This window comes from Arthrobacter rhamnosi, from assembly GCF_054510975.1.
Genome location: NZ_JBTNDN010000005.1, coordinates 186,127 through 207,156 on the forward strand (window position 1 = coordinate 186,127; position 21,030 = coordinate 207,156).

Genomic DNA, 21,030 nt, shown 5'->3' on the forward strand with positions numbered 1-21,030 from the left:
CCATCCTAGCCTGCATGCCGGCTGGGAGGAGCAGTGCGCGCAAGGAGCAGTGCGCGCGGAGAGCCGTGCCGGCGGGCGGGCAACCCCTCCATAGACTGGAGAGGTGACGACTGACAGCAGCACCGGCTCCAGCACCGACTCAAGTACCGGCTCCGGCACCGGGGACACCCCGGCGGACGTGTACGAGGACAGGGTCCTCGGCTGCCTCCTCGGCACGATGGCGGGTGACGCGTACGGCGTGCTCTATGCGGCGGGCGACGATCCGGCCGCCGCCCTCGATGACCCAGCAGCGATGGCCGTGTCCGCCGCGACCCAGCTCACCCTGTACACCGTCGACGGCCTCGTCGAGGCACTCGAATGGGCGAACGACGGGGTCGCCGCCGACGAGACGGCGTGCCTGTGGCTCGCCTACCTCCGCTGGCTCGTGCGGCAGGGCGAGCACCTTCCACCCGCCGCACCTGCGCCGCCGGCGAGATGGCTGGATCGACAGGACGACCTCCTGGCCGTGCACGACGCCGATGCCGACACCGTACGCGCCCTGCTCACCGGCGCGATGGGAACGCAGGCCCGGCCGCTGAATCCCGAGGCCCAGGGACCGGGGGCGCTGATGCGATCGGCCCCGTTCGGCCTGGTCCCCCGCATCCCGGCGGGCATGGTCGAGCGCCTCACCGTCGATGCCGCTGCCCTGACGCACGGGTCCCCCGCCGCGAAGGGTACGGCAGCCCTGTTCAGCGGCATCATCCGTTCCCTCACCATCGAGGGCCGCGACCTCGACGAGGCCGTTCGTGCCGTGCGCCGGGAGGAGAACCACCTGGCGAACGAGGCGGGGCACGATGCCGCCGCGGGCGTCTCGGCCGGAGGCGCGGTACCGTCGCAGGCTGCCGGCGGGATGCCACCCGGTGGGACGACGGCCGGGGGAACAACGGCCGGGGTGACGACGGCGGCGGGAACCTTCGAGGCGGCCCTGCAGGCCGTGCGCGAGACCGCGGGCTCGTCCCCCCGGGAGCACCTGGCGGCAGCGCTGGCCCACGCCGCCGCCGCGGGCCGCCCCGATGCGTCTCCCGTCATCGCCGCGTCGCTCGCTGGAGGCATCGTCGGTGCGCTCCATGGCACTGCGGCCCTTCCACCCGCCTACCTGACCGCACCCGGGGTGGCCGAGGTCGTCCGCACGATGGCGCGCACCCTGCTCGCCGCGACCACGGGCTCCTGACCCGGGCTCCGGAACACCGGCATACCGCCGCAGCCGGAACGGTGGGAATCGAGGGCGCGGCCGGGCTGCGGGGACGGCCTACGCTGGAGCCCATGTGGAATCCCGCCGACCTCCCCCTGCTGTCCGGCCGACGCATCCTCGTGACGGGCGGCACCGCCGGGCTCGGCTACTTCGCCTGCGAACAGCTCGCCGGCGCCGGTGCGGCCGTTCTTCTGGCAGCGCGCAGTGAGGACAGGGCACGGCGCGCCATCAGGGCCATCCACAGCCGGCATCCCGATGCCGACGTCACGTTCCAGCCCCTCGACCTGGCCGACCTGGCGTCGGTCCGGGCGGCCGCAGGGACGATCGCGGCGGGCCCACCCCTGTCCGGACTGCTCGCCAACGCAGGAGTGGTCGGATCGCCGCAGCGGCGTTCGACCGCGGACGGTTTCGAGTTGCAGTTCGGCACCAACCATCTGGGCCACTACGCCCTGATCGCACTCCTCCTGCCGGAGCTGAGCGCCGCCGGGACGAGGATCGTCCATCTCGGCAGCATCAGCCACCGCTGGGCGCGCCTGACGCCGTCGTCCCTCCAGCCGTCGTCGTACCGCAATGCGAGCGCCTACGCGACGTCGAAACTCGCTGTGATGGCGTTCGGCTTCGAACTCGCTCGGCGCCTCCAACTGACCGGCAGCGCGGCGACGAGCGTGGTCGCCCATCCCGGTCTCGCCCTCAGCATGTTCACGCCGGATCGGCCCGGAGTCGCCACGCACAGGGAGGCACCCCGGTGGAGGCGGCGCGTGATGGAGCCGGTTGCACAGGGCAAGGACGACGGCGCCTGGCCGCTCGTGCGGGCGACGGTCGACCCCGACATCCCGAACGGCGCCTATTGCGGGCCCGACGGCTGGTTCCAGCTCAGGGGCCGCCCCGCGCTCGTCCCCGCGAAGCCCCATGCGCGCGAGAGCAACGCGGCGTCACGGCTCATCGACCTGTCGGCCGACCTCACCGGGATACGGCTCCGTTTCCCGTAGCCGGGCGAGCCGCTACTGGCTGTCGGCTGGCCACCGGCCGCCGGTCATCTGCAGGAACTCGGCCTCGGAGAGGACCTCGATCGCCTGGCCCCGCTCATGGAGCTCCAGGACGCGGCGGGCCTTGCCGGTCACGCGCCCATTGCGCAGATCCGAGGCGACGAAGCCGTCGCCCACCACCAGTACGGTGGTCCGGCGGGTGACGGCACTCGCCGGTTGCGCTCCCAGGCTCGCGGCGCGTTCCTTCGCCTGCGGACGGGAGATGCCGAGGTTCCCGGTGAAGACGACGGTCTGCCCGTAGAGCGGATGCCGCGGATCCGCCTGCGCATTGGCATGCGGATTCTCGCCCTCTTCCGGCCAGCCGGACCAGCCCGTCGGCGACGAGCCGCGCCCGAGCGCCGTCCGCGTCGCCTTCGACAGTTCGTCCACGCCCGGAGCGTACGGCTCCGCCCGCGACAGCGGGAGGTTGTGGCAGCCGAGGGCGTCCTCCACGGTCGGCGCGTCGTACCGGCGGGCGATATCGATCATGATCCCTGCGCACGCACGCGCGTCCTCGACGGCGTCGTGATGGTTCAGGAGCGGTACTCCCGCGGCCTCCGCGACGAACGGGAGCGAGTAGGAGGGCAGCGAGTAGCTCTTACGCGCGAGCACGACGGTGCAGGCGTAGTCCCAGGCCGGACCCGCGAGCGCGGACACCTCGAGTGCGGACCGGATCACGCCGAGGTCGAAGGCCGCATTGTGCGCGACCAGGACGTCCGATCCGATGAAGCCGCCGATCTCGGGAAACAGCTCCCCGAAGCGGGGGGCGTCCTCGACCATGCCGGAGGTGATGCCGTGGATGGCGATGTTGCGGGAGTCGAAGTGGTCGTGCCCTACGGGCGGACGCATCAGCCAGGATGCCTCTTCCACGATCCGGCCGTCCCTGACCTTGGTCAGCCCGACGGCGCACGGGGAGCCGCGAAAGCCATTCGCAGTCTCGAAGTCGATGGCCGTGAACGCTATTCCCACGTCTCCCAGTTTACCGCCGCTCGTTGCATGCGTTCACGCAACGTTAACCGGGAACCCCGCGCGGCCCGGCGGCAGGGGGTCCTACGCTGAACCATGGCCCGTAATGACAGCTCCCGCCGGTGGTTCCTCTTCGACTACGGCAACGTGATCTCCACCGCCCCCACGCCCTCCGACTGGGAGGCGCTCACGGAGGCGACCGGGGTGCCGGACCTGGCGGCCCCGACCTCGGGCTACTGGCAGCACCGCCATGCCTTCGACGCCGGGGCGCTCACCTCCGACGAGTACTGGTCCCTCGTCCGCGCAGAACCCACAGGACCGGTGAGGGCGGCGTGGCTGGACATCCTCGACGGCAACCAGTGGTCGCACCTGAACCTCGAGACACTGGACGTCCTCGAGGATCTCGACGCCCGGGGCGAGCGCCTGGCGCTGCTCTCGAACATGCCGGCGCCCATGGTGTCCCAGTTCGCCTCCGCGCCATGGGTCCCGCTGTTCCGCCACCGCTTCTTCAGCTCGTCGCTGCGGCTCGTCAAGCCGTCGACCGCCATCTTCGACCACGTGCTGACCGAACTCGCGGTGGAACCGGGGCTCGTCACCTTCCTCGACGACTCACCGGTGAACATCGCCGCCGCGCGCTCGCTGGGGATCGACGCACGGCTCTTCGACCCGGCGTCCGACCTCTCCCGCCTGCTCGCCTCGCCCGCGGCGTCCGGCACGGGGCTGCACGACGCGGCGCAGGCATCCGGACCAGCGGTCAGTCGGGGCCCGGAGTGAGGAAGGCGAGCGCTGCCTCGGCACCCTGCACTTCGGCGGTCCAGTCCGGCCGCACGAAGTCCTCACGGACGAGCAGGACGTTCTGCTGCACCTGCACCTCGCCGTGGCGGGCTTCCACCAGGGAGGTACCGTTCGGGAGGTAGCCGAGGCGGCGTGACACCCCGAGCGATGCCCGGTTCCAGTCCGCGGCCTCCGAGGTCGCCGACGTCGCGCCGAGGTGGTCGAACGCAAACTGCAGCGCCGCCGCACGCATCTCGGTGCCGAAGCCCTGCCCCTGGAACGACCGCGTGAGCCAGGAGCCCGAGCGGACGCGGCGCAGCACCGGGAACGAGCGGGCCGCGAGGTCCTGGACGCCGATCACGCGCTCCTCGTGAAGCACGGCGAAGTTGAGTGTCCAGTCGGCGGCGGTGACTCCCGCCCGGACGCGCCACTGGTGCCTCGCCGTCTCGGTGACCAGGACGTCCCGCGGGGCGTCGGTCCACGGGATGCTGAAGGGCATCTTCGCAGGGTCATGGACACCGGCGAGCACCGCGTCGACCAGGCCCGGCAGGTGCTCGTCCCGCACCGGCGTCAGGACGAGGCGGGGTGTGGTGATGACCAGGCCGAACAGCGGCCAGACCCGCACCAGCGGGTCCTGCGTTCCGGGCGTTCCGGTCACTGCACCCTTCTCTTCGCCCGGTGCTTGCGGATCTTGGAGAAGACGAAGTAGGCGGCGAACAGGATGACGGCGACGATCACGATCTTCTGGAAGGTGTTCGCGTACTGCTCGACGACGTGCCAGTTCTCGCCGAGGTAGAAGCCCGCCAGGACGAAGATGGTGTTCCAGATCAGGCTGCCCGCCGTGGTGAGCAGCAGGAACTTGCCCAGCGGCATGCGCTCGATCCCGGCCGGGATCGAGATGAGGCTCCGGAAGAGCGGGATCATCCTCCCGAAGAACACGGCCCGGTAGCCGTGCCGGTTGAACCACGCCTCGACCTTGTCGACGTCCTCGAGGTCGATGAGGGGCACCCTGGAGACGAGCCGCCGCATGCGGTCGCGCCCGAGCCATGCGCCGAGGACGTACAGCGCGTACGCGCCCACGACCGAGCCGAGGGTGGTCCACAGGATGGCCTCGAACAGCGAGAAGTTGCCGCGACTCGCTGTGAATCCGGCGAGGGGAAGGATGACCTCGCTCGGGAGCGGGGGGAAGAGGTTCTCGAGGGCGATGGCGAGCCCCGCACCGGGAGCACCGATGGTCTCCATCAGGTTCACCGCCCAGTCCGTGACACTGCCGAGGGCGGAGCCGTCCGACGTCGTGGTCGCCGTTGCGACCTGGATCGCCTGGACTGTCTGGATGATGCTCACGGTGGTACCCGTCCCTCTCATGGTGTCCTGCTGGACGTTCGGTACTGGCTTGTCTTCGGTGGTTCGTGCCTGCGGGCCCGGCGGCGACGCCGGGTCCGCAGCGGTGCAGTCAGGAGAGCGCGTCGATGAGGTGCGGAAGCAGTGCCCGGAACGCGATACCGCGGTGGCTGATGGCGTTCTTCTCGTCGGGCGCGAGTTCGGCGCAGCTCCGGTCGAGCCCTTCCGGCACGAGGATGGGATCGTACCCGAAGCCTCCGGTTCCGCGGGGCGCCGTCAGCAGCGAGCCCCGGAGCTCACCCCGCTCGGCACGCCGTGCGGCCGGGTCGCCCGGTACCGCGAGGGCCGCAGCACAGACGAATGCTGCTCCCCGCCGCCCGGCCGGGATGTCCGAGAGCTGCGCCAGGAGGAGTTCGAGGTTGGCGGTGTCGTCGCCGTGCCTCCCGGCCCACCGGGCCGAGAAGATCCCGGGCGCTCCGCCGAGGATGTCGACGGCGAGGCCGGAGTCGTCCGCGACCGCGATGAGACCCGTGGCCTGTGCGGTCTCCTCGGCCTTGAGCAGGGCGTTCTCCTCGAAGGACACGCCGCTCTCGACGACATCCGGCGCGCCTGCTGCGGCGGCATCCACGACCTGCGTGTCGACGTCGAGCCCGGGCACCTGGCCGCGCAGCAGTTCGCGCAGTTCCCGCAGCTTGCCGGCGTTGTGGGTGGCGAGGACCAGCCGGGGAGCCTCAGGCACCGGAGGAGTCCCGGAGGGTGTCGATCTGGATCTGCGCGAGCTGCGCGGTGCCGAGCAGGGCGAGGTCCAGGAGCGCGTCGAGCTCGGCCCGGTCGAAGGGCGCACCCTCCGCTGTTCCCTGCACCTCGACGAACTTCCCCGACCCTGTCACGACCACGTTCATGTCCGTCTCGGCGCGGACGTCCTCGACGTACGGGAGGTCGAGCATGGGGACGCCGTCGATGATCCCCACGCTGATGGCGGCCACCGTGTCCGTCAGCGGGGAGGCCGAGGCCGGGATGAGTTTCTTGTCCTTGGCGTAGCGGATGGCGTCGGCGAGCGCGACGTACGCTCCCGTGATCGCTGCCGTGCGGGTGCCGCCGTCGGCCTGCAGGACGTCGCAGTCGAGCACGATCGTGTTCTCCCCCAGCGCCTTCGTGTCGATGATCGACCGCAGCGAGCGGCCGATCAGCCGCGAGATCTCGTGCGTCCTGCCGCCGATCCTGCCCTTGACGGATTCACGGTCCGAGCGGGTGTTGGTGGCGCGGGGAAGCATGGCGTACTCGGCGGTGACCCAGCCCTTGCCCTCGCCCTTGAGCCAGCGGGGCACTCCGCTTGTCAGGGAGGCCGTGCAGAGCACGCGCGTGTTGCCGAACTCGATGAGGGCGGAGCCTTCCGCCTGCTTGGACCAGCCGCGGGTGATGCTGATGTTGCGCAGCTGGTCGGGCGTCCTGCCATCCGCCCGCAGCACGGGCGTGGCGTTGCTGGCAGAGGGCGGCAGGGGTGTAGTCGGGGGAGTCATGATTTCCAGTCTAGACGGGAGCACATGGGAGATCGCTGGCAATCGCGGCGTGCGGACCGGCACGGGCCCGCCATTCACACCGTGTACGAGACTCCCGCGACCGCGACGGCGAGATGGCCGTCGTAGCTCTGGCGTGCCTCGCTCACGGCGAGGCTCGCGTCGTTCCAGACCGGGAGGTGGGTCAGCAGGAGTCGCTTGGCGGACGCCCTGGTCGCGACGTCCCCCGCCCGTTTCCCCGTGAGGTGGACCCCGGAGATGCCGTCGTCGCGGCCCTCGTGGAAAGCGGCCTCGCAGAGGAAGACGTCCGCGTCGCGGGCCGCGTCCACCAGTCCGTCGCATGCATCGGTATCGCCCGAGTAGGTGAGGACATGCGTGCGGACCGCGCCCTGCGCATCCGCTTCGGTCACCTCCACCCGCAGCGCGTACGCCTCCTCGATGGGATGGAGGACCTGGAACGGGGTGATCGTGAACGGACCGACGGTCACCGGAGCGCGGTTCTGCCAGGACTGGAAGTCGAAGTCCTCGTGCATGCCCGGGTCGGGTTCGAGCCCGTAGGCGCTCGCCATCCTGTCGGCGGTCGCGGCTGGTCCCCAGACCGGGATGCGGGGCAGCCCCCAGCCCGACGGATCCCAGTGCACGGCGACGTGGAGTCCGCACAGGTCCATGCAGTGGTCGGGGTGGAGGTGGGACAGGAAGACGGCGTCGATCTCGCGCAGGTCCATGTACCGCTGCAGGGCACCGAGCGAGCCGTTGCCGAGATCGAGCAGGACGCGCCAGGTGCGGCCCTCGTGCTGCGCACTGAGGAGGTAGCAGGAGGCCGGCGACTGCGGCCCGGGAAAGGACCCGCTGCATCCCACGATGGTCAGCTTCATGCGCGGGGGAAGCCGGCGGCGGCGATCATCTCGGGGGTGATCCGGGCGAGGCTGCCCGTCGGGTACTGCGCGGCGACGTGGTCCACGTGCTGCACGCTCAGGACTTCCGGACCGAGGAAGCGGCGCGCCAGCACCTCGAAGCTCCCGGCGTCGCCCGTCGCGATGAAGCGGTGCACTGCGGGGTCCGCGCTGTCCCGTTCGAGGCCGTGCGAGACGAGCGCGCGGTAGACGTCCTTGGCCGTCTCCTCCGCGCTGGACACGAGGGTGACGGCGTCGCCCATGACGTAGGAGATGACGCCGGTCAGCAGCGGATAGTGGGTGCAGCCGAGGACCACCGTGTCGACGTCGGCTTCCTTCAGGGGTGCGAGGTACTCCTCGGCTGTCCGCAGCAGGGCGGGCCCGCCGGTGATCCCGGCCTCCACGAACTCGACGAACGCCGGGCACGCCACGGACGTGACGTCGAGGTGGGGAGCGGCTGCGAACGTGTCGTCGTAGGCGCGTGATCCGACGGTCGCCGTCGTACCGATGACGCCGATCCTGCCGGATCGCGTGGACGCGACGGCGCGGCGGACGGCGGGCTGGATGACCTCGATCACGGGGATGCCGTAGCGGGCCGTGTAGCGTTCCCGCGCATCGCGGAGCACGGCGGCGGACGCCGAGTTGCAGGCGATGACGAGGAGCTTCACGCCCGAGTCCACCAGCTCGTCCATGACGCCGAGCGCGTGGGCACGCACCTGCGCGATCGGGAGGGGGCCGTACGGACCGTGAGCCGTATCACCGACGTACATGATCGATTCGTGGGGCAGCTGGTCGATCACGGCGCGCGCGACCGTCAGTCCCCCGACGCCGGAGTCGAAAATTCCGATGGGCGCTTCGCTGCGGTCCGTGTCTGCTGGCTCTGGGCTCATGATCCTCTGAGAATATGACGTGTCGCCGGGTAAAACTATCCGCCGTTCCGTGGGTTGTGTCACAGGCCGCGCGAAGTACGCTGCGCCCCGCTCCCCCGGCAGATGTCAGCGTTCCAGCCGGGCGGCCCTCAGCATGGCCTGCACGAGGGATTCCTGCAGCCAGGTGATGAAGTTGTAGACGAGGGCGAGGTAGGACTCGACGTCGTCGACGTCCTTCGAGTCCGCGATGTCGTGGAGCCGCTCGGCGTCCTCCTCCGTCTCGATCCGAAGCCGGTCGGCGAGGACCAGCCGGACATCGTTCAGCGCCTGCGCGAGGAGCCGGGCCTGCTCGTCGTTGAGCGTCATGGGGCTGGACTCGATCAGCAGGGCGCTGCTGCGCAGCGCGCCGATCTTCTGCTCCCGCAGGGAGCGCTCGGTCAGACGGCGGAAGGCCAGGGCTTCGTCGTCGTCGCCGCGCACTGCGTCGGGCAGGAGGCGCCGGACGGCGGAGTCGTCGGGTGCGGTGGCGTCGGCGTCGGCACCGGACATGCCGACGAGGGCGGCCAGCGGGTCCTCGCTCGGCCCCGTCTCGGGTTCGAGCATCGAGATGACGTCGTCGAGCAGGGCGCCCAGGAGCCGCGCCTCACCCGGCTCCAGCGCCCCGGTGATGCCGCGGCGCGTCGATTTGAAGTGTTTCGCCATGAGGCCTAGCTGCTCCCGGCTTTCTCGAAGGTGGCCCACAGCCCGTAGGAGTGGAGCGCCACGGTGTCCTGTTCGACCTTCTCGCGGCTGCCGGACACGACGGCGGAGCGGCCCTGCTCGTGGACCTCGAGCATCAGCGTGCGGGCCTTGGCCTCGCTGTAGCCGAAGTAGGTCTGGAAGACGAAGCTCACGTAGCTCATGAGGTTCACGGGGTCGTTCCACACGACGACCACCCAGGGCTGGTCGAGGTCCGTCTTCTCGCTCGTCCGCACCTCCTCCTGGATGTCGGTGCCGGTCGCAAAGCCTACTGTCATACCGTCCATTCTAAGTGGACGGTCCCTGCCCGGACGGCGGGTACTCACACAGCGGACGCCCGGCTATCGTTTTGAGGGTGACCAACGCCCTGACCACGAATCCGCCATCCGCCACCGGGCCGTCCCTGGTGAACGCGCCGAACAGTGCGCTCTTCACGGACCAGTACGAACTCACGATGCTGCAGGCCTCATTGCATTCGGGCGCCGCGCACCGCCGCGCGGTGTTCGAGGCCTTCGCCCGTCGCCTCCCCGCGGGCCGGCGCTACGGGGTCGTCGCCGGAACCGGGCGCCTGCTGGAGGCGCTGGCCACCTTCCGATTCGACGACGTGCAGCTCGGTTTCCTCAGCGACCACCGGATCGTCGATGACGCCACGCTCGCCTGGCTGGCCGACTTCCGCTTCTCCGGCTCCATCTCGGGCTATGCGGAGGGCGAGGCGTACTTCCCGAACTCCCCGATCCTCATCGTGGAATCGTCGTTCGCCGAGGCGTGCATCCTCGAGACCCTCATCCTGTCGATCCTCAACCATGACAGCGCCATCGCCTCCGCGGCCTCCCGCATGACGGGCGCGGCCGCCGACCGCCCCTGCATCGAGATGGGCTCGCGGCGCACGCACGAGGAAGCCGCCGTCGCCGCAGCGCGCGCCGCCATCATCGGAGGGTTCGCCAGCACGTCCAACCTCGAGGCGGGACGACGCTACGGGGTCCCGACCGTGGGCACCGCGGCCCACTCCTTCACGCTCCTGCACGACTCCGAGCGCGCCGCCTTCGAGGCTCAGGTCGCCTCCCTGGGGTGCGGAACGTCGCTGCTCGTGGACACGTACGACGTCGAACAGGGCGTGCGGACCGCCGTCGAGGTAGCGGGACCCGAGCTCGGCGCCGTCCGGCTCGATTCCGGCGACCTCGTCGCCCAGGCGCGCTGGGTGCGCGAGCTCCTCGACGACCTCGGCAACCACAACACCAAGATCGTGGTGACGTCGGACCTCGACGAGTTCGCCATCGGGCTCCTCGCCGCGGCTCCCGTCGACTCCTACGGTGTCGGGACCTCCCTCGTCACCGGCTCGGGCGCGCCGACCGCGGGCATGGTCTACAAGCTGGTGAGCCGGCAGGACGACGACGGCACCTTCGTCTCCGTCGCCAAGGCCGCCACGAACAAGGCGTCGGTCGGGGGGCTCAAGCACGCGCTGCGCCGCCTGGACGAGCACGGCACGGCGGAGGCGGAGGTCGTGGGCATCGGGATCAGCCCGGCGGACGACGGCAACGACCGGCCGCTGATGCAGGAGTTCGTCCGGGACGGGGTCGTGCTGCCCGGGTGGACCGGGCCCGAGGGCGTCGTCCGCGCCGCCGAGCGCCACCGCCAGTCCCTCGCGGAGCTGCCCGGAGCCGTCCGGCGCCTGCAGCGCGGCGAACCAGTCATCCCGACCGAGTACGAGGAGGCACCATGACGCGCGCACTGATCATCGTGGATGTGCAGAACGACTTCTGCGAGGGCGGCTCGCTCGCCGTCCGGGGCGGAGCCCAGGTGGCGGCCGACATCAGCGACCACATCGACGAGCATGCCGGCTCGTACGACTACATCGTCGCCACCCAGGACTGGCACATCGACCCGGGCAGCCACTTCTCCGAGACCCCTGACTTCATCGACTCCTGGCCCGTCCACTGCGTCGCCGACACGAAGGGCTCGGACTTCCACCGCGACCTCGACACCGAGAGCATCGACGCCGTGTTCCGCAAGGGACAGTTCGAGGCCGCCTACTCCGGTTTCGAGGGCGTCAAGGCGCCCGACGACGAAGTGCCGACGGGCGAGCAGAAGCTCGGCGGCGGAGCAGTGGACGTCGACGAGGACCCCTTGACCCTCGACGACTGGCTGCGCGACCACGAGGTCGACGACGTCGTCATCGCCGGTCTCGCCACCGACTACTGCGTTCGCGCCACGGCCCTGGACGCACTGCAGGCCGGATACTCGGTCACCGTGATGGCAAACCTCACCCGGGGCGTGCACGAGGACAGGTCCGAGGACGCGCTGGAGGAACTGGAGTCCGCGGGCGTCGAGCTCGTGCGCTAGCTCTCCGGACGACGAAAGGCCGGGCTGGTCTCCCAGCCCGGCCTTTTTCGTCTGATCCTGCTACTTCTTTCCGATGAACCAGTCCTGCAGCTTCTGCAGTCGCCGCTGGAGCTGGTCCTCGTTGGCCTGCGCCACAGCCGGTCCGCCGCACTGGCGGCGCAGCTCGGTGTGGACCTGGCCGTGCGGCATGCCGGTGCGGGCCGCCCAGGCCGAGACGTTCTTGGCGAGCTGCCCGCGCAGCTCCGTGAGCTGGCGGTGGTCCACCACCGCCGGTTCGGCGGCAGGCGCCGCCATCGGCCTGGCCTTCCGGCGGGACTGCTGTTCCTGCTGGCGCTGGCGCAGGAGCTGGCCCACCTGATCGGCATCGAGCAGACCAGGGATCCCGAGGAAGTCGAGTTCCTCCTCGCTGCCCATCTCACCGCCGGTGCCGAACTCGCCGCCGTCGAACAGGACCCGGTCGAAGGAGGCCTGCGACTCGAGGGCCTCGAACTTCTGCTTGGTCAGGGAGTCCGACGCCTTGTCCTCGCGGTTCGCCGCCTCCATGAGGCCGTCCTCGAGGCCGAACCCCTCGTCGTCCTTCTCGGGACGGTCGAGCGCGTGGTCGCGTTCGAGTTCGAGCTGGTTGGCGAGCGCCATGAGGTTGGGCACCGAGGGCAGGAAGATCGACGCCGTCTCCCCGCGTCGTCGTGCGCGGACGTAACGGCCGACGGCCTGCGCGAAGAACAGCGGCGTCGCGGTCGACGTCGCATAGACGCCGACGGCGAGGCGCGGGACGTCGACACCCTCCGACACCATGCGGACGGCGACCATCCATCGCTTGTCGCCCTCGGAGAACTCCTCGATCTTCGAGGACGCCTTCGCGTCGTCCGAGAGGATGACCGTCGGGGACTCCCCCGTGATCCGCTTGAGCTGGCCGGCGTAGGCGCGGGCGTCGTCGTGGTCCGTCGCGATCACGAGGCCACCGGCGTCGTGCACGGTGCGCCGCACCTCGGTGAGCCGCTTGTCCGCGGCGGCGAGGACCGCGGGGATCCACTCACCGGCGGGGTTGAGCGCCGTCCGCCAGGCCTGCGCCGTGATGTCCTTGGTGACCGCGGCCTCGCCGAGCGACGCGGCCATCTCCTCGCCGCCGCTGGTGCGCCAGCGCATCTGGCCGGAGTAGGCCATGAACATGACCGGGCGCACCACGTGGTCCCGGAGTGCCTGGCCGTAGCCGTAGGTGTAGTCGGCCCGCGAGCGGCGGATGCCGTCGCGGTCCTCGGCGTACTCGACGAAGGGGATGGCCGCCGTGTCGGAGCGGAAAGGCGTCCCGGTGAGCGCGAGGCGCCGCGCGGCCGGTTCGAAGGCCTCCCGGATGCCGTCACCCCAGGACAGCGCGTCACCGCCGTGGTGGATCTCATCGAGGATCACGAGGGTGCGGGCGGCTTCGGTCTTGGCGCGATGCAGCATCGGCTTGCTGGCGACCTGCGCGTACGTCACGGCGACGCCGATGAAGGCCCCGCCGTGGCGGCCGTCCGCGTTCTTGAAGTTGGGGTCGATCGCGAGGCCCACCCGCGCAGCGGCGTCGGCCCACTGGCGCTTGAGGTGGTCCGTCGGGGCTACGACGGTGATCCGGTTGACGATGCCGCGGTCCACGAGCTCCGTGGCCACCCTCAGGGCGAAGGTCGTCTTGCCGGCACCGGGGGTCGCCACGGCGAGGAAGTCGCTCGGTGATTCCCGGAAATACTTCTCCAGCGCTTCGCTCTGCCACTGGCGCAGCTTGGGGGCGGTCCCCCATGCTGCGCGCTCCGGATATGCGGGGGGCAGGGCTGCGCCGGCACCGAACAGGGTGTCACTACTCACGCCGGGACAGTACCTTCCATTGACTTGCTGGGGGTGAGGCCGGGGCCGGCATCAGAGAACCTGGCCCCTCTCAGACCCGAAACTATACCTGCTGTCGTGAACACCCACAGAGCCAGCCAGATCGCAACAAAGGTCGGCACGTGTCCCGGGTTCGAGGGGTCGTGCAGGAGGGCGAAGAGGGCTCCCGCGCCCGCTGTCCCCACGACGCCACCGAGCTGGTCGGAGATCTGAAGCGCTGCGGAATTGCGTCCCTGCTCACTCTCCGCCGAGAGCTTCAGCACCAGGACGGACGCGCTCGAGAGCGCCATTCCCATGGCGGACCCCGCCACGCCCCACGCCGCGACCAGGACCCAGAGGGGAGCTTCGACGGCCGTGGCGAGGACGAATCCGCCGAGCGACAGCGACAGCACGGACGATCCGGCGACGAGCAGCCACTGGCGGCCGAATGTCACCCGCGCCTGGACGAAGGACCCCGCACTCCAGCCGAGCGCCGCTGCGCTCAGGGTCAGGCCGGCGGTTCCGGGATCGATGCCGCGGGAACTGACCAGCATGAGCGGGATGAAGGCCTCGACCCCGAAGAACGCGACATTCACGATCCCGCGGGTGGCGATGATGCTGGGCAGTCCGCGCGCGAGGACCAGGGTGCCTTTCGGCAGGAGCGCCGGCAGGACGATGAGGACGAGGACGATCCCGGCGGCCGCCAGCAGCACGAGGCCGGTCACCGTTGCGGCGCTCGGACTCTCCGTGTCGGCGAGCCGGACGACAGCCCACTGCGCGGCGAAGACTCCACCGGCGAGCGCGAAGCCCCGCACCACGCGCGCCGCAGCGGAACCGGCCTCGGGCGACTCGATCGGCCCGATGCCCCTCGTCTTCGGCCACACGATGACGACGGCGGCAAGCACGATGGGTGACACGCCGAGGAACACCCAGCGCCAGCCGAACTGCTCCGTCACGAAGCCCGCGATCACCGGACCGATGAGCCCCGGTACCACCCAGGCGGCCGCCAGCCACCCGAACACCACAGGCTGCACGCGCTGGGGGAAGGCCCTGCCGATCACGACGTAGACCGCCACGATCATGAAGCCGCCGCCGAGCCCGGACACCGCGCGGCCGACCGTGACGAGCCAGAAGTCCGGCGCCGCTCCTGCTGCGAGCAGTCCGAGGATCATGAGGGACAGCCCGACGGCGAGGGCGGGCCGGGGCCCCTTCCGGTCACACCACGAGCCGGCGACGACGGTGCCCAGCAGCGAGGCCGTCAGGTACATGGAGAACGCGAGCCCATAGCTCGACTCGCCGGACAGTTCCCGTGCCACCGAGGGCATGGCGGTGACGACTGCCATCGCCTCGAAAGCGGCACACGTGATGATCGCGAGGATCCCGATGATGAGCGGGCGCAGCTCGGGCGACATCGCCCTGGTGGCCTTCTTCGCGGTCTTCTTCATGGCACCTTGTGTTCTGCTGGGCTGGAGCCGGGGATCCGGCCCCGCGGGGTCCGCCTACGCGCTGGGTCCTGCGGGGCAGGAACGACGGAAGCCCCGGCATGCGCTGTTGCTCGCGGGGCCGGGGCTCGTCTGCCTTATCGCCTCCCCGAGGACGGCGGGTCGTCAGCCCTTCGGTTTGTCGTTGCCCGGGCGGAGGCCGTTGTAGATCTCCTTGCATTCGGGGCAGACCGGGAACTTCTCGGGATCGCGTCCCGGGGTCCAGACCTTGCCGCAGAGCGCGATCACGGGCTCGCCGGTGAAGGCCGACTCCATGATCTTCTCCTTGCGCACGTAGTGCGCGAAGCGCTCCGAGTCGCCTGGCTCGACTTCCTGGCGTACTTCCTCACGTTCGATGGTCGCCGTGGAGCCGCCGGTATCGAGGGGATCGTTTGCGAAGGGATCTGCGGGCATAGTCATGGCTTCAGTCTATCGCTCGGCGGCTCGGCGGACAGGGGTGGCGGGCGATTCGCGGTCGCGGGAATTCCGTGGCGGGATGATGCCCGGGGGCCGGACGGGTATTCCCCCGTGCCGGTTCTCCGACCCTTCGTGACTCGCTTTCGACCCGTTTTCGACCTGATATCCACTTACTTCCGACCCACCCGACAATGTCGGTGGTGAACGGGATAATAGGAGTATGCGGACCCCGTTCGAGCAATTGATGGAAATGCAGCGGATATCCTCCCGGATCACCGAACTGAGCGCCGAGAAAGCACGGATCGACGCCGACATCGCCCGCGCCGCCACCGAACTGCGCGAACTCTTCACGGAACGCATCCTCCAGGGCTCCTACGCACCCCACCGGCACACCAACCTCGCCGACACCACCACCGCAAGCGAAATAGCGTGCCTGCTCCGCATCTCCGAACGCACCGCCCACCGACTCGTCCAGCACTCCGTGCTGCTGGTCCAGTACCACCCCAAAACCCTGGACGCCCTGCATGCAGGCACCATCTCCTGGGCTCACGCCACAACCCTCCTCTACGAATACGCCGCCCTGCCCTCCGGCACCGCAGCCGCCATGGAAGAAGCACTGCTGCCCATCGCAGCCGATACCACCGTCTCCCGCCTGGCCCACCGCGCCCGGAAACTACGCACCCAACTCCATCCCACCAGCCTCCAGGACCGCGCCCGCACCGCTGTCCAGGACCGCCGCGTGGATCTCGAACCCGCCGATGATGCGATGGCCTGGCTGCACATCCACCTCCCCGCCACCGACGCCACCGCCATCGACACCCGTCTCACCACCACCGCCCGGACCCTGCAAACACCTGCCGAACACCGCACCCTGCCCCAACTACGCACCGACATCCTCACCGACCTGCTCCTCACCAGGTACGGCCCCGCCGACGTGGGAGATGGCAAGGAGGACGCGTACCGGGTACAGGCCCACATCAACGTCACCGTCCCGGTCCTGACCCTGCTCGGTCTCGACGACACCCCGGCGGACCTCGAAGGCTACGGGCCCATCCCCGCGGACACGGCCCGCCACCTCGCAGCCCACGCCCCTTCTTTCACCCGGCTTCTCACACACCCCGAAACCGGAGCCGTCCTCAGCGTCGGACGCACCACCTACGCCGTACCCGCGGACCTCAAAAAATGGTTACGCGTCCGCGACCGCACCTGCCGACATCCCGGCTGCAACACCCCCGCCTCACGTTGCGAACTCGATCACACCACCCCTTGGTCCCACCACGGCACAACAGCCCACAACAACCTGTCCCACCTCTGCCGCAAGCATCACATGCTGAAAACCGAAGGCATCTGGCACTACACCCAGCCCACTCCCGGCACCATCACCGCTACCTCACCCGCCGGCAGGACCTATACGACCGCCTCGGACCCACCACCCTTCTGACCTCAGCGGGTAGGCGCCTCGCAGCCGATGCCGGTCGGGTTCTCGATGCAGTTCTGGCTCACGTTGTGCCCCTGCGTGCGCCAGATGCTCATCAGGTGCGGCACCGAGACGACTGCGGCCTCACCGGCAACCGGCTGGAACGGCCCGCCGTCCACGGAATAGTCGCCGGCGAAGAACGTGGTCAACGTGAGGTCGAAGTCCCCCGTCTGGGCGTACTGATGACTCGTGGGCGTCTCGGTGTCGAAGGCGTCACCCTGCACCGGACCGCCCGGCGTGGTGGTCGTCGCGCTCGTGCCGTCCCCGTAGTTCCACTGATACGCGACGGGACGGGCCTTCAGCACGATGGTGGCGTCCTGGAACTCGAAGGTGAACTCCTGCTCGCGCGCCTCTGCGTAGATGTTCGAATGTGCGTTCCTCAGACCGAAGTTCGACGGCTGGGAAATGATCACGGAGGCAAGGACCGGCTGCTTCTGGAACTCAGCGAGGGTGATGACGATGGGTGCCTCCTCCGGCGCTGCAGCTCCCTCGACGGGCGGCTCGAGCGGCTCGCCCGGGTACATGCACGACGACCGGCCCGTTGGTGTCCGGGTCGCCGGTTGGACGTTGTTGTCCACCGCGATCCAGTTGACGAGAATCCCATCGTCCTGGGCATCGCACTGGGCATTCATCTCCGGGCAGGTCACCGGATCCAGCGCGTTCTGCTCACCTGCGGTGCACGCGCGCTCGTAGACATAGCTGATTCCGTCGTCTTGTGGGAGCGCTGCGGGTTGAGCTGCTGGCGGAAGTGGTGTACCCGAAGGGGCAGAAGGGGCCGAGACGTCCCGGTGTTGGGACCGCAAAGAATTAAAAGCACCGAATTCGTTATGTTCAGCGAAGGCAGATGGGACCTCGCTTTCACCGAAAGCGGGGGACGCTGAGAAGAGGTTGAATAGAATGAGCGTCGTGGACAGTGGCACGCAGCCAGATAATCGCCTCATGTTCCCTCGGGTTTTCCAAAATCTAGCATAACCCAAGAGTCACCTTCGTATAGTGAGAAAGTCACATTGACTGACGCCCCCGGAGCTTCACTCTCGGAATTATTTCCATCATTCTGGTAGTACATAATGTCCGTCTGCTGGTAGTTCACGAACCCTTGGATCGATCCGGACGTATTTATACGAAAATCGGTACCGAAATCAATAAGTTGGAATTCGCCTCCGCTCATCCAACCCCCGCCAGCGTAGTAATCCTGCACTACTTGCCGTGTCTGATTGCACGTTCTGCATCCAGGGTCTGTCACCGCCTCGAAGGGCGCCCAATCATTCGTCTCGTAGCCGTAGGAGAACAACTCGAACCAGTACTTAGTGAAGGCCTCCAGGCCCTCCTTCGAATTCTCGTCCGCCAGTGCCGGCTTCACGGGAACAGGGATGTTGGCCGCCGGACCTGCCGAAGATGCAGGCGACGGCTCGGGACTCGACGAGGCCGTGGCCGACGCGGACGCCTCCGCGGTTGTCGGTGCTGACGTCGACGAGGGCGGGCTCTGCGTCTCGTTGGCGGACGGGTCACCGTCGCCTTGGCACCCAGTCAGGAGCATCAGCGCAATCGCGGCCCCCGCCGGCGATGCTGCGCCACGAGGACGGCCACTTGTACGCCTGAAGTACACGCAACTCCCCCGTCACCATCGACCAGCCACCCGGAATGGCCCCCAGCATAGTCCTCGGCCCCTTCGATCACGAGGGGTTATGCACAGCTCCGGGGAGGACGGAGACGTGGGCAGGCGGAAAGTGCAGCTGGAAGCAGGGAGAGCACGGCCGTCAGCGGTTGGCCGACACGGACAGCAGCAGTTCCGGAGCCCTCTGGTCGTACCAGCGGCCACCCGTCCGAATCCCGACGACCAGCAGGATCACGCCGAGGACCACTCCCGCCAGCAGCGTCAGCCAGCCGTACAGGGCCCGGTCGGTGATGAAATACGCGATGGTCAGGAGAATTTCGGGCAATGCCAGCAGCAACATCACCAACCACCCGACCATCTGCACTGCGAACATCGTGAAGCTCGTCCCCGGCGGCGTCTTGAAAGCGCTCTCGCCGGGCAGCGGGACGTTGTAGGTGTACCTCGCCGACACGACGCTGGACAGCCCCGCCCCGGTGAGCAGGAGGCCGATCGACAGGCCCAGCATCACCGGCAGATCCTCGGCGCGTCCCGTGATGAGCAACGGCAGCACCGTGAACACCAGCGTGACCGGCAGCGCGAAGACGAGAAGGGCCGCGGCACGGCCCAGACGGTCGTCGCGGCCCCTCACCCCCGTGGAGAGGTGCAGGCTGAAGGCCGTGTTGTCGTAGGAGATATCGGCGGCGATGGACCAGGCCAGGAGGAAGGCGGTGGCGGGACCGAGGAAGGCGAAGGCGCCGCCCGATCCTCCCCCTGAGAAGTAGAGAAGCACCGCCAGGAACGGGATCACCACGAGCGAGGCGAAGTATCGGGGATCCCTGAACCAGTAGGTGAGCGCCCTTGCTGCCACAGCCCCGGCGGGCGTCGCGGGGAACCGGCCGAACCACCCGATCCTTCCCCCGGCCCGCATGGCGACCGCGTTGTAGGGAGGGGTGACCAGGGCGCGGCTGAGCATGCGGCTCCACAGCACGAGGACCAGCGCGAGGGTGAGCACCCCGATCAGGAAGCGCACGACGGCGAGCACCGGGTTGCCTGCAGCCACGTCGGCAGGCGCTGCCCAGAGTGCGCCCAGCGGAGTCCATGCGAGGACCTCGGCGAGGGACACGGCGAAGCCGGGCGAATTCTGGAAACCCGCCGTCACTCCCCCGATGATCGGCCCGAGGAAGATGAGCGGGAGAAACGCGACGATGCCGTTCACGTCCTTGAAGCGACGCGATCCCGTCATCGAGGACACCGCCGTCGTGACGAGCCGCGACGCGACGACGCACAGGAGGACCGCGACGAGTCCGCAGACCAGCGCGGCCAGCGCGGCGGCCGGGTAGCGGATCCAGGTGGCCACCTGCGCCAGGGCGGCGATCAGCGTCACCACGCCGGGCACGCCCAGCAGACCACCGAGGACGAGCCCGGCGAGCAGCTGACGCTGAGGGATCGCGAAGGTCACGAAGCGCGCCGGGTCGAGGGTCATGTCGATGCCCGTGGCCGCGATGGGGATGATGATCCATCCGAGTACGGTGGCGGAGCCGCCGATCACCAGGACCGTCCGGATGAGCTCGACGTCCGCACTGCCGAGGAGCACGAGGCCCACGAGGATGAGCGACAGGACACCCAGACCGTACAGGCCGCCCAGGATCACGCCGATGAGCTGCGCCGTGCTCCGCCGAAGCGAATTGCGCAGCAGGAGGAGCTTCAGCCTCAGGAGGTGCGCAACCACGACAGCCCTTCCGACGTGGTGCGTCCCCCGACCAGTTCGACGAAGCGGTCCTCGAGTGTCGCATCGCCCCGGACCTCGTCGACCGTTCCCGCCGCGAGGACGGTGCCCGCCGCGATGACGGCGACGTGGTCGCACATGCGCTGCACGAGATCCATCACGTGGCTGGAGACGATGACGGACCCTCCGGACTGCACGTAGCCTCCGAGGATGTCCCGGATGTTGGCGGCCGACACCGGATCGACGGACTCGAAGGGTTCATCGAGCACCAGCAGCCTCGGAGCGTGGATGAGGGCGGACGCCAGGGCGATCTTCTTCGTCATACCCGCCGAGTAGTCCACCACCAGCGTCCCGGCGTCGTTCGTGAGATCCAGCGCATGCAGGAGGTCGCGGGTCCGCTCGATCACGGTCTCGCGGTCCATTCCCCGCAGCAGCCCGGCATACGTGACCAGCTGCTCACCGGTCAGCCGGTCGAAGAGGCGGACGCCGTCGGGCAGGATGCCCATCAGCTTCTTGGCCTCGAGCGGCTGCCCCCACACGTCCACCCCGTGCACGAGGGCCTGCCCGAAGTCGGGGCGCAACAGCCCCGTCGTCATCGAGAGCGTGGTGGTCTTGCCGGCACCGTTCGGCCCGACGAGCCCGTAGAAGGACCCGCGCGGCACCTCCAGATGGACGCCGTTGACGGCGATCTTCTCACCGAAGCGCTTGGCCAGCCCACGGATGCTCAGGGCCGCCGTACCCGGCCCCGCCTGGGCGTGGTTCGCGTCGGACGGCGGTGGCACGAGAGAACTCATGCTCCCAAGCT

At 69.2% G+C, this 21,030-nt stretch carries 22 protein-coding genes; 6 read left to right on the forward strand and 16 right to left on the reverse strand.

The window, feature by feature from the left end; genetic code table 11:
- Nucleotides 1-103 precede the first annotated feature (103 nt).
- Together ACX80J_RS12815 and ACX80J_RS12820 are read left to right on the forward strand one after the other, a co-directional pair.
- A complete protein-coding gene (locus tag ACX80J_RS12815; protein WP_459348034.1) occupies nt 104-1,210 on the forward strand; it encodes an ADP-ribosylglycohydrolase family protein in 1,107 nt (368 codons plus the stop codon).
- 92 nt (nt 1,211-1,302) lie between these two features.
- Nucleotides 1,303-2,220 carry an SDR family NAD(P)-dependent oxidoreductase gene (locus ACX80J_RS12820; protein ID WP_459348035.1) on the forward strand — a complete coding sequence of 306 codons (918 nt, stop codon included), beginning with the start codon at nt 1,303-1,305 and terminating at the stop codon, nt 2,218-2,220.
- A 12-nt stretch (nt 2,221-2,232) separates the two neighbouring features.
- Here the strand turns inward: ACX80J_RS12820 and ACX80J_RS12825 are convergent, their stop codons facing one another.
- Entirely contained in the window at nt 2,233-3,225 is a 993-nt protein-coding gene (locus ACX80J_RS12825; protein ID WP_459311004.1) for an exonuclease domain-containing protein, read from the reverse strand.
- Nucleotides 3,226-3,318: 93 nt separating this feature from the next.
- On the opposite strand from ACX80J_RS12825, the gene ACX80J_RS12830 reads away from it, so the two are divergent.
- Complete coding sequence (locus ACX80J_RS12830) at nt 3,319-3,996, forward strand: HAD family hydrolase (protein ID WP_459348036.1); 678 nt, start codon at nt 3,319-3,321, stop codon at nt 3,994-3,996.
- Here the strand turns inward: ACX80J_RS12830 and ACX80J_RS12835 are convergent.
- The 8 genes from ACX80J_RS12835 to clpS all read right to left on the reverse strand — a co-directional run bounded on the left by ACX80J_RS12835 (nt 3,977) and on the right by clpS (nt 9,632).
- Nucleotides 3,977-4,654, reverse strand: coding sequence for a GNAT family N-acetyltransferase (locus ACX80J_RS12835; protein WP_459348037.1), 678 nt, complete (start codon nt 4,652-4,654; stop codon nt 3,977-3,979). The genes ACX80J_RS12830 and ACX80J_RS12835 overlap by 20 nt on opposite strands.
- The gene (locus ACX80J_RS12840; RefSeq protein ID WP_459348115.1) at nt 4,651-5,331 is read right to left on the reverse strand and encodes a DedA family protein; all 681 of its coding nucleotides are present in this window, start codon (nt 5,329-5,331) and stop codon (nt 4,651-4,653) included. The genes ACX80J_RS12835 and ACX80J_RS12840 overlap by 4 nt, the downstream gene beginning before the upstream one ends.
- 118 nt (nt 5,332-5,449) lie before the next feature.
- Nucleotides 5,450-6,076 (reverse strand): RdgB/HAM1 family non-canonical purine NTP pyrophosphatase, encoded by a 627-nt coding sequence (gene rdgB / locus ACX80J_RS12845; RefSeq protein WP_459348038.1) that lies wholly within the window; start codon nt 6,074-6,076, stop codon nt 5,450-5,452.
- On the reverse strand, nt 6,069-6,857 hold the full coding sequence (gene rph / locus ACX80J_RS12850) for a ribonuclease PH (RefSeq protein ID WP_459343484.1): 789 nt from the start codon (nt 6,855-6,857) through the stop codon (nt 6,069-6,071). The genes rdgB and rph overlap by 8 nt, the downstream gene beginning before the upstream one ends.
- 74 nt (nt 6,858-6,931) lie before the next feature.
- Nucleotides 6,932-7,729, reverse strand: a complete 798-nt coding sequence (locus tag ACX80J_RS12855; protein WP_459348039.1) for an MBL fold metallo-hydrolase — start codon at nt 7,727-7,729, stop codon at nt 6,932-6,934.
- A complete protein-coding gene (murI, locus tag ACX80J_RS12860) occupies nt 7,726-8,637 on the reverse strand; it encodes a glutamate racemase (protein WP_459348040.1) in 912 nt (303 codons plus the stop codon). Before murI ends, ACX80J_RS12855 begins: the two co-directional genes overlap by 4 nt.
- Before the next feature lie 105 nt (nt 8,638-8,742).
- Complete coding sequence (locus ACX80J_RS12865) at nt 8,743-9,318, reverse strand: DUF2017 domain-containing protein (RefSeq protein ID WP_459343487.1); 576 nt, start codon at nt 9,316-9,318, stop codon at nt 8,743-8,745.
- A gap of 5 nt (nt 9,319-9,323) precedes the next feature.
- Entirely contained in the window at nt 9,324-9,632 is a 309-nt protein-coding gene (gene clpS, locus ACX80J_RS12870; protein ID WP_459343488.1) for an ATP-dependent Clp protease adapter ClpS, read from the reverse strand.
- Between the two features lie 125 nt (nt 9,633-9,757).
- Here clpS and ACX80J_RS12875 point away from each other — a divergent pair, with 125 nt between their 5' ends.
- Both ACX80J_RS12875 and ACX80J_RS12880 read left to right on the forward strand, forming a co-directional pair.
- On the forward strand, nt 9,758-11,074 hold the full coding sequence (locus ACX80J_RS12875; RefSeq protein WP_459348116.1) for a nicotinate phosphoribosyltransferase: 1,317 nt from the start codon (nt 9,758-9,760) through the stop codon (nt 11,072-11,074).
- Nucleotides 11,071-11,694 carry an isochorismatase family protein gene (locus tag ACX80J_RS12880; RefSeq protein ID WP_459348041.1) on the forward strand — a complete coding sequence of 208 codons (624 nt, stop codon included), beginning with the start codon at nt 11,071-11,073 and terminating at the stop codon, nt 11,692-11,694. The genes ACX80J_RS12875 and ACX80J_RS12880 overlap by 4 nt, the downstream gene beginning before the upstream one ends.
- Before the next feature lie 60 nt (nt 11,695-11,754).
- Here ACX80J_RS12880 and ACX80J_RS12885 read toward each other — a convergent pair whose 3' ends face one another.
- From ACX80J_RS12885 to ACX80J_RS12895, 3 genes are all read right to left on the reverse strand, one after another.
- On the reverse strand, nt 11,755-13,533 hold the full coding sequence (locus ACX80J_RS12885) for a DEAD/DEAH box helicase (protein ID WP_459348042.1): 1,779 nt from the start codon (nt 13,531-13,533) through the stop codon (nt 11,755-11,757).
- A complete protein-coding gene (locus ACX80J_RS12890; RefSeq protein ID WP_459348043.1) occupies nt 13,530-14,975 on the reverse strand; it encodes an MFS transporter in 1,446 nt (481 codons plus the stop codon). The genes ACX80J_RS12885 and ACX80J_RS12890 overlap by 4 nt, the downstream gene beginning before the upstream one ends.
- A 162-nt stretch (nt 14,976-15,137) precedes the next feature.
- Nucleotides 15,138-15,431 carry a DUF3039 domain-containing protein gene (locus tag ACX80J_RS12895; RefSeq protein ID WP_459348044.1) on the reverse strand — a complete coding sequence of 98 codons (294 nt, stop codon included), beginning with the start codon at nt 15,429-15,431 and terminating at the stop codon, nt 15,138-15,140.
- A gap of 217 nt (nt 15,432-15,648) precedes the next feature.
- Here ACX80J_RS12895 and ACX80J_RS12900 point away from each other — a divergent pair, with 217 nt between their 5' ends.
- On the forward strand, nt 15,649-16,869 hold the full coding sequence (locus ACX80J_RS12900) for an HNH endonuclease signature motif containing protein (protein ID WP_459348045.1): 1,221 nt from the start codon (nt 15,649-15,651) through the stop codon (nt 16,867-16,869).
- 2 nt (nt 16,870-16,871) lie between these two features.
- Here ACX80J_RS12900 and ACX80J_RS12905 read toward each other — a convergent pair whose 3' ends face one another.
- From ACX80J_RS12905 to ACX80J_RS12920, 4 genes are all read right to left on the reverse strand, one after another.
- Nucleotides 16,872-17,537 carry a PKD domain-containing protein gene (locus ACX80J_RS12905; protein ID WP_459348046.1) on the reverse strand — a complete coding sequence of 222 codons (666 nt, stop codon included), beginning with the start codon at nt 17,535-17,537 and terminating at the stop codon, nt 16,872-16,874.
- A gap of 305 nt (nt 17,538-17,842) precedes the next feature.
- Complete coding sequence (locus ACX80J_RS12910) at nt 17,843-18,442, reverse strand: DUF6318 family protein (RefSeq protein ID WP_459348047.1); 600 nt, start codon at nt 18,440-18,442, stop codon at nt 17,843-17,845.
- A 220-nt stretch (nt 18,443-18,662) separates the two neighbouring features.
- Nucleotides 18,663-20,228 (reverse strand): transporter, encoded by a 1,566-nt coding sequence (locus tag ACX80J_RS12915; protein ID WP_459348048.1) that lies wholly within the window; start codon nt 20,226-20,228, stop codon nt 18,663-18,665.
- Nucleotides 20,210-21,019: an ABC transporter ATP-binding protein gene (locus ACX80J_RS12920; RefSeq protein WP_459348049.1), complete on the reverse strand. Its 810-nt coding sequence runs from the start codon at nt 21,017-21,019 to the stop codon at nt 20,210-20,212. Before ACX80J_RS12920 ends, ACX80J_RS12915 begins: the two co-directional genes overlap by 19 nt.
- Nucleotides 21,020-21,030 lie beyond the last annotated feature (11 nt).

Coding starts and splice junctions, on each gene's coding strand:
- ACX80J_RS12820 (WP_459348035.1), top strand. CDS start 1,303: ATGTGGAATCCCGCCGACCTCCCCCTGCTGTCCGGCCGACGCATCCTC.
- ACX80J_RS12830 (WP_459348036.1), top strand. CDS start 3,319: ATGGCCCGTAATGACAGCTCCCGCCGGTGGTTCCTCTTCGACTACGGC.
- rph (WP_459343484.1), bottom strand. CDS start 6,857: ATGACTCCCCCGACTACACCCCTGCCGCCCTCTGCCAGCAACGCCACG.
- ACX80J_RS12855 (WP_459348039.1), bottom strand. CDS start 7,729: ATGAAGCTGACCATCGTGGGATGCAGCGGGTCCTTTCCCGGGCCGCAG.
- murI (WP_459348040.1), bottom strand. CDS start 8,637: ATGAGCCCAGAGCCAGCAGACACGGACCGCAGCGAAGCGCCCATCGGA.
- ACX80J_RS12865 (WP_459343487.1), bottom strand. CDS start 9,318: ATGGCGAAACACTTCAAATCGACGCGCCGCGGCATCACCGGGGCGCTG.
- clpS (WP_459343488.1), bottom strand. CDS start 9,632: ATGACAGTAGGCTTTGCGACCGGCACCGACATCCAGGAGGAGGTGCGG.
- ACX80J_RS12880 (WP_459348041.1), top strand. CDS start 11,071: ATGACGCGCGCACTGATCATCGTGGATGTGCAGAACGACTTCTGCGAG.
- ACX80J_RS12890 (WP_459348043.1), bottom strand. CDS start 14,975: ATGAAGAAGACCGCGAAGAAGGCCACCAGGGCGATGTCGCCCGAGCTG.
- ACX80J_RS12895 (WP_459348044.1), bottom strand. CDS start 15,431: ATGACTATGCCCGCAGATCCCTTCGCAAACGATCCCCTCGATACCGGC.
- ACX80J_RS12900 (WP_459348045.1), top strand. CDS start 15,649: ATGCGGACCCCGTTCGAGCAATTGATGGAAATGCAGCGGATATCCTCC.
- ACX80J_RS12905 (WP_459348046.1), bottom strand. CDS start 17,537: ATGAATGCCCAGTGCGATGCCCAGGACGATGGGATTCTCGTCAACTGG.
- ACX80J_RS12910 (WP_459348047.1), bottom strand. CDS start 18,442: ATGCTCCTGACTGGGTGCCAAGGCGACGGTGACCCGTCCGCCAACGAG.
- ACX80J_RS12920 (WP_459348049.1), bottom strand. CDS start 21,019: ATGAGTTCTCTCGTGCCACCGCCGTCCGACGCGAACCACGCCCAGGCG.